General features: G+C 61.6%; 15 protein-coding genes and 2 pseudogenes. 11 read left to right on the top strand and 6 right to left on the bottom strand.

Annotation, left to right across the window (positions count from 1 at the left end; translation table 11 throughout):
- Positions 1 to 104: 104 nt before the first annotated feature.
- On the top strand, positions 105 to 920 hold the full coding sequence (gene xdhC / locus BA011_RS13850; protein ID WP_065280895.1) for a xanthine dehydrogenase accessory protein XdhC: 816 nt from the start codon (positions 105 to 107) through the stop codon (positions 918 to 920).
- Here xdhC and BA011_RS13855 read toward each other — a convergent pair.
- Complete coding sequence (locus BA011_RS13855; protein ID WP_065280896.1) at positions 896 to 1,087, bottom strand: hypothetical protein; 192 nt, start codon at positions 1,085 to 1,087, stop codon at positions 896 to 898. The two genes, xdhC and BA011_RS13855, sit on opposite strands and share 25 nt — an antisense overlap.
- A gap of 101 nt (positions 1,088 to 1,188) precedes the next feature.
- Here BA011_RS13855 and BA011_RS13860 point away from each other — a divergent pair, with 101 nt between their 5' ends.
- On the top strand, positions 1,189 to 2,085 hold the full coding sequence (locus tag BA011_RS13860) for a LysR substrate-binding domain-containing protein (protein ID WP_065280897.1): 897 nt from the start codon (positions 1,189 to 1,191) through the stop codon (positions 2,083 to 2,085).
- A gap of 67 nt (positions 2,086 to 2,152) precedes the next feature.
- Here the strand turns inward: BA011_RS13860 and BA011_RS13865 are convergent, their stop codons facing one another.
- Entirely contained in the window at positions 2,153 to 2,485 is a 333-nt protein-coding gene (locus BA011_RS13865) for a hypothetical protein (RefSeq protein WP_003541942.1), read from the bottom strand.
- Positions 2,486 to 2,648: 163 nt separating this feature from the next.
- Positions 2,649 to 3,335: pseudogene (locus BA011_RS13870) on the bottom strand (Type 1 glutamine amidotransferase-like domain-containing protein).
- A gap of 126 nt (positions 3,336 to 3,461) precedes the next feature.
- Here BA011_RS13870 and puuD point away from each other — a divergent pair.
- From puuD to BA011_RS13895, 5 genes are all read left to right on the top strand, one after another.
- Positions 3,462 to 4,700, top strand: a complete 1,239-nt coding sequence (gene puuD / locus BA011_RS13875) for a urate hydroxylase PuuD (RefSeq protein WP_065280898.1) — start codon at positions 3,462 to 3,464, stop codon at positions 4,698 to 4,700.
- Complete coding sequence (guaD, locus tag BA011_RS13880; protein WP_065280899.1) at positions 4,697 to 6,004, top strand: guanine deaminase; 1,308 nt, start codon at positions 4,697 to 4,699, stop codon at positions 6,002 to 6,004. Before puuD ends, guaD begins: the two co-directional genes overlap by 4 nt.
- A gap of 53 nt (positions 6,005 to 6,057) precedes the next feature.
- The gene (locus tag BA011_RS13885) at positions 6,058 to 6,318 is read left to right on the top strand and encodes a type II toxin-antitoxin system ParD family antitoxin (protein WP_065280900.1); all 261 of its coding nucleotides are present in this window, start codon (positions 6,058 to 6,060) and stop codon (positions 6,316 to 6,318) included.
- Positions 6,319 to 6,321: 3 nt separating this feature from the next.
- A complete protein-coding gene (locus BA011_RS13890) occupies positions 6,322 to 6,621 on the top strand; it encodes a type II toxin-antitoxin system RelE/ParE family toxin (RefSeq protein WP_065280901.1) in 300 nt (99 codons plus the stop codon).
- A gap of 109 nt (positions 6,622 to 6,730) precedes the next feature.
- The gene (locus BA011_RS13895; RefSeq protein ID WP_065280902.1) at positions 6,731 to 7,873 is read left to right on the top strand and encodes an alpha-hydroxy acid oxidase; all 1,143 of its coding nucleotides are present in this window, start codon (positions 6,731 to 6,733) and stop codon (positions 7,871 to 7,873) included.
- A gap of 67 nt (positions 7,874 to 7,940) precedes the next feature.
- Here BA011_RS13895 and BA011_RS13900 read toward each other — a convergent pair whose 3' ends face one another.
- From BA011_RS13900 to BA011_RS13910, 3 genes and pseudogenes are all read right to left on the bottom strand, one after another.
- Positions 7,941 to 8,381 carry a hypothetical protein gene (locus tag BA011_RS13900; protein ID WP_065280903.1) on the bottom strand — a complete coding sequence of 147 codons (441 nt, stop codon included), beginning with the start codon at positions 8,379 to 8,381 and terminating at the stop codon, positions 7,941 to 7,943.
- Positions 8,378 to 9,704, bottom strand: a pseudogene (locus BA011_RS13905) (phosphatase PAP2/dual specificity phosphatase family protein). The gene BA011_RS13900 and the pseudogene BA011_RS13905 overlap by 4 nt, the downstream one beginning before the upstream one ends.
- Positions 9,705 to 9,713: 9 nt before the next feature.
- Positions 9,714 to 11,498: a bifunctional alpha/beta hydrolase/class I SAM-dependent methyltransferase gene (locus BA011_RS13910; RefSeq protein ID WP_065280904.1), complete on the bottom strand. Its 1,785-nt coding sequence runs from the start codon at positions 11,496 to 11,498 to the stop codon at positions 9,714 to 9,716.
- Between the two features lie 201 nt (positions 11,499 to 11,699).
- Here BA011_RS13910 and BA011_RS13915 point away from each other — a divergent pair, with 201 nt between their 5' ends.
- The 4 genes from BA011_RS13915 (at position 11,700) to BA011_RS13930 (ending at position 15,996) form a co-directional block, all read left to right on the top strand.
- Entirely contained in the window at positions 11,700 to 12,311 is a 612-nt protein-coding gene (locus tag BA011_RS13915; RefSeq protein WP_065280905.1) for a CDP-alcohol phosphatidyltransferase family protein, read from the top strand.
- Positions 12,312 to 12,444: 133 nt separating this feature from the next.
- Positions 12,445 to 13,602, top strand: a complete 1,158-nt coding sequence (locus BA011_RS13920; protein WP_065280906.1) for a PspA/IM30 family protein — start codon at positions 12,445 to 12,447, stop codon at positions 13,600 to 13,602.
- Positions 13,603 to 13,606: 4 nt separating this feature from the next.
- Positions 13,607 to 14,254 (top strand): OB-fold-containig protein, encoded by a 648-nt coding sequence (locus BA011_RS13925; RefSeq protein ID WP_003541958.1) that lies wholly within the window; start codon positions 13,607 to 13,609, stop codon positions 14,252 to 14,254.
- The gene (locus BA011_RS13930) at positions 14,251 to 15,996 is read left to right on the top strand and encodes a flotillin family protein (RefSeq protein WP_065280907.1); all 1,746 of its coding nucleotides are present in this window, start codon (positions 14,251 to 14,253) and stop codon (positions 15,994 to 15,996) included. Before BA011_RS13925 ends, BA011_RS13930 begins: the two co-directional genes overlap by 4 nt.
- The last annotated feature ends 17 nt before the right edge of the window (positions 15,997 to 16,013 follow it).

Below are 16,013 nucleotides of genomic sequence, written 5' to 3' on the forward strand. Positions count from 1 at the left end.
GTTCCGGGAAGCCGCTGCCTCATACCGATCTCCCCCCTTGTGGGGGAGATGTCCGGCAGGACAGAGGGGGGTGATACACCCACCAACCCATCGGCCACCCACCGATGACCGACATCCGCCGCTTCCTTGCCGCCCACCCGGACTGCATCCTCGTCGACATCACCGGCACGCAGGGCTCGACCCCGCGTGAGGCCGGCACATTCATGCTCGTCTCGGCTGAGGCCCTGTGGGGTACGATCGGCGGCGGGCAGTTCGAATTCATAGCGATCGCGAATGCGCGGGACATGTTGGCGGGAACCGGCGGGATGGCGGAGATGGATATCCCGCTCGGCCCTGACATCGGTCAGTGCTGCGGTGGGCGCACGCAATTGCGGTTTCGCCGGGTGACGCAGGCGGTTGCCGAAGAAATCGAGGCCAGACTTACCGGCGAGATCGAGAGTCTGCCGGAGGTCTATCTCTTTGGTGCCGGCCATGTCGGCCGGGCGCTGGCAAAGGCTCTTGCGCCGCTGCCGCTGTCGGTGACCGTCGTCGAGACGCGGCAGGAAGAGCTTGCCAACCTGCCTGCCGAGACGAAGACGCGGCTCATGCCGATGCCGGAAGCATTGGTGAAGGATATTCCGGCCGGCGGTGTGGTCGTCATCCTGACGCACAATCATGCGCTGGATTTCCTCATCGCCCGTGAAGCGCTGGAAAGAACGGATCTCGCCTACGCCGGCATGATCGGCTCGGTGACCAAGCGCGCCACCTTCGCCAGTTGGCTTTCCCGCGAAGGCGGCGGCGAGCGCGGCTGGATGGAACGGCTGACGCTGCCGATCGGCGGCGCGGCGGTCAGGGACAAGCGCCCTGAAGTGATCGCCGCCATGACCGCTGCGGAGATCCTGACGGCGCTTGGCGCCTACCGCATGCGCTCGTCTTCGTAATAGGGATCGCGCCCGTCGAGGAAACCGAGATCGCGCTTGACGCGATCGGGCGCCGTGTCGAGATCGAGGCTAGGCATGCGCCAGATCCGCGCCAGCTGGCCGCCGATGCGCCGGAAAATTCCGATGGTCGGCTGCGGCGGGCTCTGTTCGATAACATAGCAATCCATGACATCACCTCGATGGTTTGATGGTATGAGTTGCAGTTTGCGGCCAAAAGTGCTGCAATTCCAATCGAACAACCGTCTGCCTGCATCAAGAGAACTTATCCATGAAACTCTCCAAACAATTCCCGCTGAATGCGTTGCGCGTCTTCGAGGCCGCTGCCCGGCTCGGAAGTTTCACCAAGGCGGGCGACGAACTCGGCATGACGCAGACCGCCGTCAGCTACCAGATTAAGCTGCTGGAGGAGAATGTCGGCGAGCCGCTCTTCCTGCGCCGTCCCCGCCAGATCGCACTGACAGACACCGGCGAGCGGCTGGCCCCGAAGGTGACCGAAGCTTTCGCCATGCTGCACGACGCGATGGCGACGGCGCGCGACAGCGTCGAAGGCACACTCGCCATCAGTTCGACCCATACCTTCGCCTCGAAGTGGCTGGCGCCGCGCCTTGGCTCCTTCCACTTGAAACATCCGGCGATCGCGGTGCGCTTTCAGGCGAGTTCTGACATCATCGACTTCGCCCGCGAGCAGATCGATGTCGGCATCCGCTGGGGCGACGGCAACTGGCCGGGGCTGGCGCTGCACCGACTGATGGGCCTGGAGTTCACGCCGATGCTGAGCCCGAAGCTGGCGGAGGCGGCAGGCGGCATCAGAGAGCCGCGCGATCTCCTGGACTTCGATCTCTTCGACGCCGGCGACATCTGGTGGAAACAATGGTTCGAGGCAGCCGGCGTCACAGAGACGGATCTCGATCGGCGCCCGCGCAACCAGCTCGGCTCTCAGGCGGTCGAAGCCGATGCGGCAATCGCCGGCCATGGCGTCGCCATCCTTCATCCTGCCTTCTATGCGGCCGAGATCGCGCTCGGCCGGCTCTACCAGCCCTTCGAACTGACCCGCAGCGACGGCAAGGCCTACTGGCTCGTCTACCCCGAAAACCGTCGTAACGTGCCCAAGATCAAGGCCTTCCGCAACTGGATTCTCGAGGAGATGAAGGCAGCCGGAAATTGATGCATGTCACCTCGGACAACGACATGCCGGACCCGGTTCGTGAGCCGGGTCCGGTCCTGGCTCGGCTTCAAAATCCCATTTCCGGCGCATAGAAACAGCGCGGCGTATCCTCGTTCGGGAACAGACAGAGATGATAGTCGTTATCGCCGGATTGCATCGCCTTCGTCATCGGCAGCAGGAAGACATGAGCGTGCGTGACCAGCCGGTGGTCGCCCGGCATCAGCGTCACACGATATCCGCCTGGCGTCACCGCCACGCTTTTCGAAGGGATCATTTGGCAATCGCCATTGTGACTGTTGCCGTTGCAACAATAGGGGTCATAACTCCACCCCGAGGGTGCGTCGTGAGCCATCGCCAACGACGCATACGCAATCATCACACACGTCAGAATGCTGCGCATGGGCATCTTCTCCGTCGATGAATGCGCCGCCGATGATCTAACGGTTCTTATTTTATTCCGGCGGCCTGCAAAATAACTGTAATCGAGTCGTCGTAGTTCAAGGCCTGCTGAATTAGCAGATCAATCATAAGGCAGAGATAATGCACAGTCTTCTCGGCAGCTTTTAGGCACGCGACAGCAGATCGGCGATGCGGCCGCGATCGGCAGCTTCGGCAAAACCGCTGGAAATCGTCAGCGGAGCACCGAAGATCTCGACGAGCCCGTTGCCGAGGATGAGACCTTCGCCGTCCCGGCATGCGAGAATAGGGGTTACCGTCGTCTCGCTGTAGCGAAGCAGCGTGGAGAGATAGCCGGGATCATCGTTCAGATGCGGAAAGAACTCGAAGGGTACCAGACCGAGAGCCGCGCCATCCCGCACCGCATCGGGGGAACTGCCGGAAAAGAGCGCGTCGACGGCGATTGTCGGCGTCATCAAAATCGCCCCGGCACTGGTTCCGACAAGAATGCCGTCATCCAGTGCTCATGCGCTCAATTTGTCCAGCATGCCGCTGTGCCGCCGCCTTCTCAAGAAATCGCCGGTATGGCCGCCGGAAAGATGGATGGCGTCGCAGGAAAACAGCCGGCTGATCTCCTCGCCGCCGGAAAGCGCGTCTAGATCGACGAAGGGATCAAGAGAAAGCCCGTAGTTGAGGTAATACTGCCGTTTCTCATCGAAAACCGCGCGCTGCGGGTCCGGACCGGAGGCGATATAGCCGATGCGGTTACCGCGCGACAGAATGAGCGCGGCAAGCCGCCGGTCCATCCGCGCGTTTTCGGCGATGAACTGATCGCTGTAGAGCGCGGTAATCATTCCATTGCTCCTTCGGCCTTGCCACCGTTGCAGAAATCAGTGCGCATGTGCAGTCTTTCAATCTCCTCTTCCCTCCCCGCCAAAATTTCCGCAATGTCACGAGTCGGAGGAAGATAGGGGAACTCAATGTATGAATATGCCATAGCATGGGAATGGCTCGCCTTTGCGGCGCGCTGGTTCCATGTCATTACCGCGATCGCCTGGATCGGATCGTCCTTTTATTTCATCGCGCTCGATCTCGGACTGGTGAAACGCCCGCATCTGCCACCCGGCGCCTATGGCGAGGAATGGCAGGTCCATGGCGGCGGCTTCTATCATATCCAGAAATATCTGGTGGCGCCCGCCCAGATGCCGGAGCACCTGACCTGGTTCAAGTACGAGAGCTATTTCACCTGGATATCCGGCTTCCTGATGCTATGCATCGTCTATTACGGCGGCGCCGACCTCTTCCTGATCGATCGCCACGTGCTGGATATCAGTCCGACCGTCGCAATCCTGATCTCGCTAGGGTCGCTTGCCCTCGGCTGGCTCGTCTACGATCTGCTCTGCAAGTCGCCGCTTGGGCGGAACACCTGGGGGCTGATGGCGGTGCTCTATGTCGTGCTCGTCTTCATGGCCTGGGGCTATACGCAGCTCTTCACCGGCCGGGCCGCATTCCTGCATCTCGGCGCCTTCACCGCGACGATCATGTCGGCCAACGTCTTCATGATCATCATTCCGAACCAGAAGATCGTCGTCGCCGACCTCATCGCCGGACGGGTTCCCGATCCTAAATACGGGCAGGTCGCCAAGCAGCGTTCGCTACACAATAACTACCTGACGCTGCCCGTCATCTTCTTCATGCTGTCGAACCATTATCCGCTGTCCTTCGGTACGCAATTCAACTGGGTGATCGCGGCTCTGGTCTTCCTGATGGGCGTCACTATCCGCCACTGGTTCAACACGACGCATGCCAGAAAGGGCCGGCCGACCTGGACCTGGATCGTCACCATCATTCTCTTCATTCTGATCATGTGGCTTTCGACCGTGCCGAAGCTGCTGACCGGCGAAACCGATGCGGCGGCGGTCGCGCCCGCCTTCCAGCAATTCGCCGGCGATCCGCATTTCCCCGCCGTCAAGCAACTGGTCTCGACGCGCTGTTCCATGTGCCACGCGGCCGAGCCGGTCTATGAGGGTATCGTGCGGCCGCCCAATGGCGTGATGCTCGAAAACGACGCGGAAATCGCCGCCCATGCCCGCGAGATCTATATACAGGCGGGCCGCAGCCATGCCATGCCGCCCGGCAACATCACCGACATCACGCCGGACGAACGCAAGCTGCTGGTCGCCTGGTTCGAGAGCGCAGTCGAAGGCAAGAAACAATGACGACGACACTCCTGCGCGGCCGCCTGCTTTCCTTTCACCGCGCGCCGCTAAGCCTCGCCGACAGCCAAAGCTATCTTTACGAAGAGGATGGCTGCCTGCTGGTCGAAGATGGGCTGATCACGGCTATCGGCCCCTATGCCGACGTCAAGGCAAAAGCAGCCACGGACACGGCCGAGATTGACCACCGCCCGCATCTGATCATGCCGGGCTTCATCGATATGCACCTGCATTTTCCGCAGATGCAGGTGATTGCCTCCTACGCCGCCAACCTGCTCGAATGGCTGAATACCTATACCTTTCCCGAGGAATGCCGTTTCGTCGAAAGCGCGCATGCAGAAAGGATCGCCACGCATTTCTACGACGAGTTGATCCGCCACGGCACGACGACGGCGGTCGCCTATTGCTCCGTGCACAAGACCTCGGCCGACGCCTTCTTCGCCGAGGCGATGAGGCGCAATATGCGCATGGTCGGCGGCAAGGTGATGATGGACCGCAATGCCCCGCAGGGCCTGCTCGACACGCCCGAGATGGGCTATGACGAGACCCGCCAGGTGATATCGGACTGGCACGGCAAGGGCCGCAACCACGTCGCCATCACCCCGCGCTTCGCCATCACCTCGACACCGGCGCAGATGGAAGCGACATCAGCCCTTGCCCGCGAATTTCCCGATCTGCACATCCAGACGCATCTTTCGGAAAATCACGACGAAATCAGATTCACCTGCGAACTCTATCCCGACGCGATCGACTATACCGACATCTATGCCCGCTACGGCCTGCTCGGGCCGAAAAGCCTCTTCGGCCATTGCATACACCTGTCCGAGCGCGAGGCCGACGCGATGAGCGAGGCGGGGGCCGTCGCCGTCCACTGCCCGACCTCGAACCTCTTCCTCGGCTCCGGCCTGTTTCCGCTGAAGGCGCTGACGCGGCGGGAAAAGCCGGTTCGCATCGGCGTGGCGACCGATATCGGCGGCGGCTCCAGCTATTCGATGCTGCGGACGATGGACGAGGCCTACAAGATCCAGCAGCTGCTCGGCGAACGGCTGAACCCGCTGGAAAGCTACTACCTGATGACGCGCGGCAATGCCGAAGCCCTGTCGCTGGCGGACCGGATCGGCACGCTGGAACCCGGCACCGAGGCCGATCTCGTCGTTCTCGATGCAACGGCGACACCGGCCATGGCGCTGAAGATGGAAGTGGTGAAGACGCTGCCCGAGGAACTCTTCCTGCTGCAGACGATGGGTGACGACCGGGCGATCGCCGAGACCTATGTGGCCGGTGTTTCTTTGAAAAAGAACCTTTAAGCGAACTTGCAAAAACCCGCCGATCTTCCCATGGTTCTCTAAGGAGAAAGCCCATGGACCTGACCGTTTCAGTGCCGGACGAACTTGCCAGCTACATCAAGAAAAAGATCGATTCCGGCGATTACCACTCTTCGAGCGATGTCGTGAGCGAAGCCCTGCGACTTCTGGAAGAGCGTGACAGTGCAAAAGCCCGCGAGATTGAACATTTGCGGGATGCATGGCGTGAGGGTGTGAAAAGCGGCGATTTCTCGCCTCTGGATATTGAAGCGGTGAAGGCTGAAGGGCGCCGACGATTTGCAGCATCTAAAGCTTGATCAATGGCCGATGTCTTCTATTCGAGCCGAGCCCGCTCGGACATGCTGGACCTTTGGTTGTGGGTTGCCGGCAACAGCGGCTTGGCCATGGCCGATACTATCATCGACCGCATCGAGCAGCGCATTTCTTCTCTGGGTCAGCATCCACAGATGGGTCCCAAGCGCCCGGAAATCGCCGCGGATGCCCGTGTGCTCGTGATCGAAAGGCGGCTTGCGCTCTACTCTGTCGACAACGATGACGTCCGCATCGTGCGCATCCTGGATGGGGCGAGCGACCTTCACGATATTCCGTGGGAAGAATGACCTGCTTTCCGGCAATGCCGCCGGGAATAATCACTCGAAATTTCACGTCACGCTCCTGCGAAATTCATGTTATGGCCGATGGTCGCATTCAGATGTGAAGGTTCAATTCATGGCCACTCCGCTCACCATCGCCGACCTGAAAAAGCTGGCACAGCGCCGTGTGCCGAAGATGTTTTTCGACTATGCGGATTCGGGCGCCTGGACGGAATCGACCTATGCAGCCAACGAGAGCGATTTCAGCCAGATCAAGCTGCGCCAGCGGGTGATGGTCGATATGACCGACCGCACGCTGGAAACGACGATGATCGGCCAGAAAGTGTCGATGCCGGTGGCCCTGGCGCCGACCGGACTGACCGGCATGCAGCATGCCGATGGCGAGATGCTGGCGGCACGCGCCGCCGAGGAATTCGGCGTTCCCTTCACGCTTTCGACGATGAGCATCTGCTCGATCGAGGACGTCGCGTCAGCGACGACACGCCCCTTCTGGTTCCAGCTCTACGTGATGAGGGACAAGGATTTTGTCCTCAACCTCATCAACCGCGCCAAGGCGGCCGGATGCTCGGCGCTGGTGCTGACCGCCGATCTGCAGATCCTCGGCCAGCGGCATAAAGACCTGCGCAACGGCCTGTCGGCGCCGCCGAAATTCACGCCGAAACATGTCTGGCAGATGGCGACCCGGCCCTTCTGGTGCCTGGACATGCTGCAGACCAAGCGCCGCAACTTCGGCAATATCGTCGGCCATGCGAAAAATGTCACCAATATCGCCTCGCTGGCCTCGTGGACACATGAGCAGTTCGATCCGCGGCTGTCCTGGGCGGATGTCGCCTGGATCAAGGAACAATGGGGCGGCCCGCTGATCATCAAGGGCATACTCGATCCGGAGGATGCGAAGGCGGCCGCCGACACCGGCGCCGATGCGATTGTCGTCTCCAATCATGGCGGGCGTCAGCTTGACGGCGCCCCCTCATCGATCAGCATGCTACCGAAGATCGTCGACGCCGTCGGCGACCGTATCGAGGTCCATCTCGACGGCGGCATCCGCTCCGGCCAGGACGTGCTGAAGGCCGTGGCGCTCGGCGCCAAGGGCACCTATATTGGCCGCCCCTTCCTCTACGGCCTCGGCGCCATGGGCAAGGAAGGCGTATCGCTGGCGCTCGGCATCATCCGCAAGGAGATGGACATCACCATGGCGCTCTGCGGCAAGCGCGACATCAACGACGTGAATTCGTCGATCATCGACGGGCGGCAGTGACCTCCTGCCTGAGAAGCCAGCTTAGAAGAGTCACGAGCCAGCCATCCAGTAATCGACCGCACGCGATTCAGCATAGCGGCAGGCCGTTGCTTGCATCGAAAAGAAGGATCGCGAAAATCACCAGACAGATGGCGAGGGCAAAACGCTGCCGCCAGACGATGCGGCGCGACCCGGCAACCCGCCTCTCCAAGCCAGACGGCGTCCTGCCAGGCTTGCGAAGCTGCATCCTGGACAACAGGTCGTCGACGGCGGCAAGGCCGGCGGCCTCTGTCTCGTGGCTCGACGCAAGGCGAAACAGCAGCGCATCGAAGAGGAGATGGACCGCCAGCGCAAGGACTATCACGCAGAAAACGAGCATCAAGAGCCAGCCGAGCGATGGAACGAAACCGCGATATCCCACGGCGATCGGGCCGGCAATCAGTGGCAGCAGCGCTGCCAGCCCGCAGCAGATCGAATTGCGGCCGAGACTTCGCGCAGCCGCCGAGGCCGTGACATTCCACTGCGTCATTGCAAGCCCTCCGTCACGGCATGAAGGCTCCACGGGCAGATGAACACGCCGCCCTGCCCGTTCGATCCGCCGCACGGCTTCGGATGGATCTTCGCAACGTCTGGTGATGAGCAGCCAACGCACGATGACGCAGGCGCTCCGCTGGAAACCGAGCGCACAGCAGACGAGGACCGGTCCCTGCTGGCGCGAGGTCTCGATGAGGTTCGCCGCGGCGAGCGTCTGGATCTTGTCGAGGGCTGTAAGATCAAGGGTGGGAAAGCTGCACCAGCGCGCGCGCGTCCCGCCCGGGCGCTGAAGTTCGCCGGTCATATCGATCACCGTGGCAAAACGGTCGGCCTCGTGGCGACGCGGAAAACGACCGAGGTGGACGCCGTCGGTGATCACCACCGATGCCGGCATTCGCCGGGTCCAGAGCCGAATATTGATGAGAGCGCCAAGCCGGTAGGGTGCGAGCAGCCAGCGGCTGGCAAGCGTGGCCCGGCCATCGACGCGTTTCTGGAATATCTGCGGGCCGGCGCCGAAATATCCGAGCGCAACGATCGCCAGCGCAACAGCCGGCCAGAGCAACAGAAGCGCCGCTACCGATAAAGGCGTGCAGAGCGCTCCAAGGCCGAGAAATGCGATGGCACCGCACAGATAATAGAAGCCGAGACGGCGCGACTTTGGATCGCCGCTCATCGTAAAATTCGCGAGAGGCGAACCGGCATCGCGCGGAAAAAGCCAGATGGCAAACAGACCGAGCAGCATGCCGGTCGGTATGTCGATGATGTGATGCTGCCACGTGGTCAGCACGGAGACACCGATCAGGAAGCACCAGAGGTGCCAGAGAAGCCGCACCTTCCGCGGCAGCCGGCCGCGCAGATGATCCCAGACCACCACCAGGAGTGCGATATGGAGCGACGGCGCTTGATTGAACGGCTTATCAAAACCACCGAGGACGGCGAACATGAAGCCCGGCAGGCCACTTGTTGCCGGCCGCACGAAGGTCGCTTCGAGCGGAAACGCGATAAAGCAGGCTACGGCTACTATCTGGATCGTCAGATAACGCCTCGCCAGCCTATCCACATCGCGCGGCGCCGTGTTGATGAACAGGCAGAGTGCATAGAACAGATTGATCGACCAATATGGAATGATGGTCCATCCGAGGAACGGAATGGCGCTTTCCCATACGAAGGCGACGTTCGGCACATGAGCGCGTTGCGATGCCAGCCAATTGGCGCCGCCATAGCTCAGATAGAAGAACGGCGCCAGGAAGGCGAGCCAGAGCGCTGCCCGCTTCGGGACCAGCGCTGTCTGGGAAAAAGTTGAACGTGCCTTCTCCACGCTTTGCCCTCAGACTCTCTCAGCCAGCGAGACGGTGAAAATGCCCCACTGGTCGATGCGCTGCTCGATCTTGCGGAAACCGGCTGCGGCGACCAGCTGGTCCATTTCCTCTTGCGTCCGCCGCCGCATCACCCACGCCTCGCCGCCGCGGTGCGACGTCAGGGCGCGGGCGATCATCTCCAGTTGCGGATGCCATGGCTGGTTGGTGTAGACGAGCAGACCATCGGGCTGCATCGCACGGGCGATCCCATCGAGCGAAGCGGCGATCAGCGCATTGTCGGAAAACAGCTCGTATAGGCCGGAGACGATCGCGAGATCCGGAGCCGGCGTGATTGCAGCCAGCCCCTCGCCGTCAAAGGCATCCTGCTGGCGGAAGCTCACGAAATCACTCAGTCCGCGCGTGGCAATGCTCTTGCGGCCGGCGTCGACGTTGATGGAGGAATAGTCCTGCAACCGCGCACTATCGGGACGCACGGCAGCCGTCTCGATCGCATCAAGGACATAACGGCCATGCCCGGCCGCTATGTCGAGCATGTGGGTACTGCGGCCGGCGGCTTTCAGGCGCTGCAGCGCGCGGTCGATCAGCTCCTGCAGGTGCAGCTTGCGCTGCCTGATGCCGCGCCAGCCGATCGCCTCGAGAAACACCTTGTCGATCAAACGCCCACCGGGGCCGAGCCCGCGCGGCTTGTTCTCGTAGACGTAATCGAGCGTCGAGCCGGAATCAAAGCCGGTCTTGACCCCGGTCCTTATGCCTTCTGACACCAGAGCGCCGATCTTGATGTTGAGGCGGCTGAGCGCCCAGTAGATGCCGCGTGGGGATGTCGCATCAAGCGGGCTCGCGAGCCGGTCGGCCTCGTCCTTGGTATAGCCCTGGATATGGGCGGTGCGAAGGTCGGCAGGTGCCCAGGGCTCGGCGAAACACGCGTCGATAAAACGGCGGACCTCGGCCAGGGCAATCGCGCGGTCCTTTTCGCCGAGCGTGTCATGGTAGAAGCCGGCAAGCACATGCCGTTCCTTGATGCGGCTGCCGAGGTTTTCGTAAAACCGGTGCTGCGGCGCGTGTCGCACCACCCAGTCGCTGCCGGAGATCAGCAGCTGGGTTGGCACGGTGATGGCGCGGGCGTCGGCGACGACCCGGGCTGCCGCCTCATAGAGCTGCAACAGGATGTTGGAGGCAATCGGCCGGGTGATCAATGGGTCGGATTCGTACGAGGCGATGCGCTCGGGGTCATGCGTCAAGAACTTCGCCTTGACATAGGAATTGACGAAGAACGTTCCCTTGAGCTTTTCCCAGAACGCAATGCCCTCTTTGGCAAAAGGCACGTAGAGCTTGACGCTGAAGGCCGGTGAGGCCAGCACCAGCGCGCGGATCGGCGGCGCATAGTCGTGCACCCAGGTGGTGGCCAGCACTGCGCCGACGCTCTGTGCAATGACGGCGATGTCTTCGACGGCAATACCACTTGTCTCGCTGACATGGCGGACGAAGCAATCGAGATCACGCGCAGAGGCTGCAAAGGATGGCGAATAGCCGCGCTCTCCCGGCGAACGCCCGTGGCCGCGGGCGTCCCAGGCGTAGAAGGCAAAATCATCGAGGCCGAGCTCGGTGGCGAGATGGGCGACGCGGCCGCTATGCTCGTGGCCGCGATGGAGAAGAATGATTGCGCCCCTTGCTGCAGCGCCCGTCGAATGCCACGTCCGATAAAACAGTCGGGTGCCGTCATGCGATGCGAATTCGGATTCATGCATTGGCCTGGCCGTCGAGGCGGGTTGCACACTATCGGCAGTTTGCAGCACGGTCTTCTCCAATTCTGATGGGTGGATAGGTTGCATGCATTGCCGAGCACAGTGATTTGCTTTCATTGCAAAAGTCTAGTTGCAAATGTAAGTCCTTTGCGTGAACCGATATGAGGTGCGGCCTTCCTCACAGCTACGATGATCTGCACTGCCCGAGCCGAGATAGACTGTTCAAATGCCACGCAATTCCACTGAGGTAGCATGTCTGTTTATCAATTGAAGTCCCGATTTCAGAGCATTCTTCGCCCTCTGGTGCGCTCACTCGCGGCACGAGGCGTCACCGCCAATCAGGTGACTTCAGTTGCTGCCGCCGTCTCGGTGGCACTTGGCCTTTTTCTGAGCCTCGCCCCGCCTCCGCATTGGTTCCTGCTGGTGCCTGTGTGGTTTCTCCTGCGCATGGGCCTCAATGCCATCGACGGCATGCTCGCGCGCGAACATGGGCAGAAGAGCATCTTAGGCGCGTATCTGAACGAGATCGGTGACGTCGTGTCGGATGTCGCCCTGTATTTGCCGTTTGCCCTCATCGATCCCAACGGTTTGATGCCGGCGATGGCCGTCATCTTCCTCTCGGCGCTGACGGAATTTACCGGCGTTCTGGGTCAAACGGTCGGCGCAAGCCGGCGTTACGACGGGCCGCTGGGCAAAAGCGACCGTGCGGTGCTTTTCGGCGCGCTCGGCATCTTTGTCGCGGTCGGTGGTACGTTTGCAGCATGGACATCGTGGCTTTGGGCGGTAGTGGCTCTACTTCTCATATGGACGATCATCAACCGCATTAGCGCCGGTATTCGCGAGGCACACACGGCCGCCCGATAGGAGCGACCGCCCGATCCGCTGCCGGGTCTTCCATCGGTAAATGTGATCCGGAAACTGTGTCGATTCTCTCCTTCTAACGGCATGTTAAGCATAGGTTGTATTTTTAGCGCGACCTCTTGAAAGCACAAAAGCGGTGCTTTATGTTTTGCCTATGGCTACCACAGGCAAGACACCGCATCCATCGCTGCTGCGCTACACGCTGGCGCCTGACGATTACGCCCGGCAGGCGCTGGACGACACCATTGCCGCCTATCTCAGGATGATCGAAATCCTGACCGGCCTCGTCGCCGACAAGGCGGGCGCCAATCTCGTCGTGCTGCATGACCTTGCCTATGAAACCGTCCGCGAGCAGACGGGCTTGCCGGCAAGGCTGGTCACGCTCGGCCTTCGCGATTTCGCCGCCAATCGCGGCGTCACCGCCGATCCGCCGCATCTGCCGCTCGATGACAAGCTCTTCGCCATCAAAGGCCCCTCGGACCTGACGATCGCTACGGTGCACGGACGTGTTGCCGTGCCCTTCGATGTCGCGGGTTATTCACGGGGATGGGAGAGTATTTTTCCGGCCTACCTCGTTGCGGGCCAGGATCGCTACGAGATTCACATCGGCGTCACGCCGAATTCCGCTCGGATGGAGGAAAACATGACGAACGAAGGCATTCTCTCACGCATGGGTCGCCTGATCGCTGGCATCGCGAATGCGGCGATCGACAAGGCCGAAGGCGTAAACAAGATCGCCGTCATCGAACAGGCGGTCCGCGAGATCGATGCGGCGGCTGATGAGGCCCGCACCGATCTCGGCAAGGCGCGCGCGGAGGAATACCGCATCCAGAGCCGCCGAGACGAAATCGTCGAAGACCTGAACGCGCTCGACCAGAAGATCCGCCTCGCCGTCTCCAATCAGCGGGATGACCTGGCAAAGGCCGGCGTCGCCCGTCAGATCGATCTCGAATCCCAGATCGCAGCGCTCGATAAGGCGCTGGCCGATGCCAGGGAACAGGTGGACGAAGGCCAGAAAGCCTTGCAGGCCGTGCTCGCCACGCGCCGCGAGGCGGATGCTCGCCTTGCCGATTTCAAGCGCAGCATCGCCCGGCATCCCGAACAAGCAGCGACCGGTCATATTCAGCCCGCACCGGGTGCAGATGCTGCCCGCGCTGCCGCAGCCGTCTCGCGGCTGACCGGAGTTCCCGCTGGCGAGCATGGCCACAGTTCCGAATTGGACGAACTCGACCGACTGCACCGCGAACAGGCGATCGAAGCCCGGCTCGCACGCTTCAAGGCGGATAACCGATAACGCGATGGCACTCCTTTTCTCCCCTGAATGTGCGCCCTTTGCCATCGCCGCAGCGATCCTTGTCGGCCTGACCGCGATCGAGATGCTCGCGATGGTCATGGGTTTTTCGATGACGGAATTTCTGGGAAAGCCTGAGGTTCATGGCCATGACGGCATCCTGGCTTACCTTTCCTGGCTCAATCTCGGCGGTGTTCCGCTGCTGATTCTCATGATGCTGACGCTCGGTTTCTTCGCGATGACGGGCTTTGCCTTGCAGGCCGTCGCCAACGCCTTCTGGGCACCGCTGCCAAGCTTGATAGCCGTCATACCTGCCGCGCTCGCAACCATTCCCATGGTCAGGGCATCGAGCAGAACCGTGGCGCGGATCGTACCGCACGACGAAACCTACGCGGTCGATCTCGACGCCTTGCTCGGCCGGACAGCCGAGGTGTCGATCGGCCCGCTCGATCAGGGACTGCCGGGCCGCGTCCGCGTCAAGGATCAGCATGGAAACTGGCACGTGCTTCGAGCCCGAGCCGCCAAGGGCGAAGGTCCGCTCGCGATCGGCGCTTCGGTTCTTCTCGTCGATCACAAGGCAAATGTGTTTATCGCCATTCCCGCGCCGGTCGACCCCGCCGATGCGGACAATCAATCTTTGAGGGAGCAGCAATGATGTACGACGTTATTCTACCAGCCGGCATTGGGATTATTCTGATCTTCGGCATCGGTTTTGTCCTCGCCTCTCTTTACACGCGCTCCAGCCGCGATGAGGCCTATGTGCGCACCGGTCTCGGCGGCCAGAAGGTCGTGCTCGACGGCGGTTCGGTCGTCCTGCCGATCTTCCATTCGACTGCCCGAGTGAACCTGAAGACGCTGCGCCTCGAGGTTCGCCGCGGCGAAGGCGATGCACTGATCACCAAGGACCGCATGCGCGTCGATATCGGCGCCGAATTCTATGTGCGCGTGAAACCTGATGCCTCCTCGATTGCGCTTGCAGCTCAGACACTCGGCAATCGCACCAACGACGCCGAGGCCCTCCGCATCCTGATCGAGGCGAAATTCGTCGACGGCCTTCGCTCGGTGGCCGCGACGATGAATCTCGACGCACTGCAGGAACAGCGCATGGACTTCGTCAAGGCCGTGCAGGAAGCTGTCGGCGCCGATCTCCAGTCGAACGGCCTCGAACTCGAATCCGTGTCGCTGACACGCCTCGACCAGACCGATATCAAGCATTTCAACGCCAACAACTTCTTCGACGCGCAAGGCCTGGCGGCATTGACCCGCATCACAGAGGGACGCAAGAAGGAGCGGAACGAGATCGTTCGCGACACCGAAGTCGCCATCGCCCAGAAGGATCTCGAGGCCCGCCAGCAATCGCTGACCATCGAGCGGACGAAGCGAGAGGCCGAACTCAGCCAGGAAAGAGACATCGCCAACAAATCCGCGGCGACACGCGCCGAAACCGCGCAGCAGGAGCAGGCCGCAAAACGCGCCGAGGAGGAAGCCCGCATCGCTTCCGAACAGGCGATCGCCGAACGCGAGGCATCTGCCAAGCAGGCTCGCGAAAGCGCCAACATCGACGCCGCCCGCGCCGTCCAGCAACGCGAAACCGAAGCCAAGCGTGACCTCCAGATCGTGGCACAGGAGAGCGCCATCGCCGTTGCCAACAAGAGCCGCGAAGAATCCGAAGCGAAGGCGGCTGCGGAAACGGCCCGCGCGCTGGCGATAGCGGCGGAGGAAAAAGTCGGCACCGCCAAGGCGATCGAGATTGCCGAACGCGAAAAACAGATTGCCGTGATCGATGCGCGCAAGAAAGCCGAGACGGAAGCGACTGCCGTCACCGTCGGCGCCGAAGCCGAAAAACAGGCGGCAAGCGACCAGGCCGAGGCCATCAAGACGCTGGCGACCGCCGAGGCGGATGCGGCGATCATCAAGGCCAAGGGCATTCTCGAAACCGGCAAGGCCGCGGCCGAGAGCGAGGCATTGCTCAACGACGCCCGCAACAAGCTGAGCTCTGCTATCATCGAGTTCGAGATCACCCGCGAACGGATCCGCATCATTCCGCAGGCGCTCGCCGAAGCGGTCAAGCCGATCGAGAAGATCTCGGATATCAGGATATTCGACACCGGCGGCATGCTTGGCCGTGGAAACGGAGCGGGCGGCGGAAACGGCATCGGGCTCGGCGAAGGACTGGCCGGCCAGCTCCTCTCCTACCAGGCCAACAAACCGATCCTCGACAAATTGCTGAAGGAAGCCGGCTTCGAAGGCGACGATGCCATCTCATCCCTTCTTGGAAATCTCGATGGCGCAAAACCGGCAAGACCGGCAATGCCCGCCGCAGCCCCGGTAAAGCCGGCAACCCCGACACATACGATCATCCCTCCGGCACCGAAGCAGGCACCAAAGAAGGACTGATCGCCGCGCAAGCGGGT

The sequence above is a fragment of the Rhizobium leguminosarum genome, from assembly GCF_001679785.1.
Lineage (GTDB): Bacteria > Pseudomonadota > Alphaproteobacteria > Rhizobiales > Rhizobiaceae > Rhizobium > Rhizobium leguminosarum_R.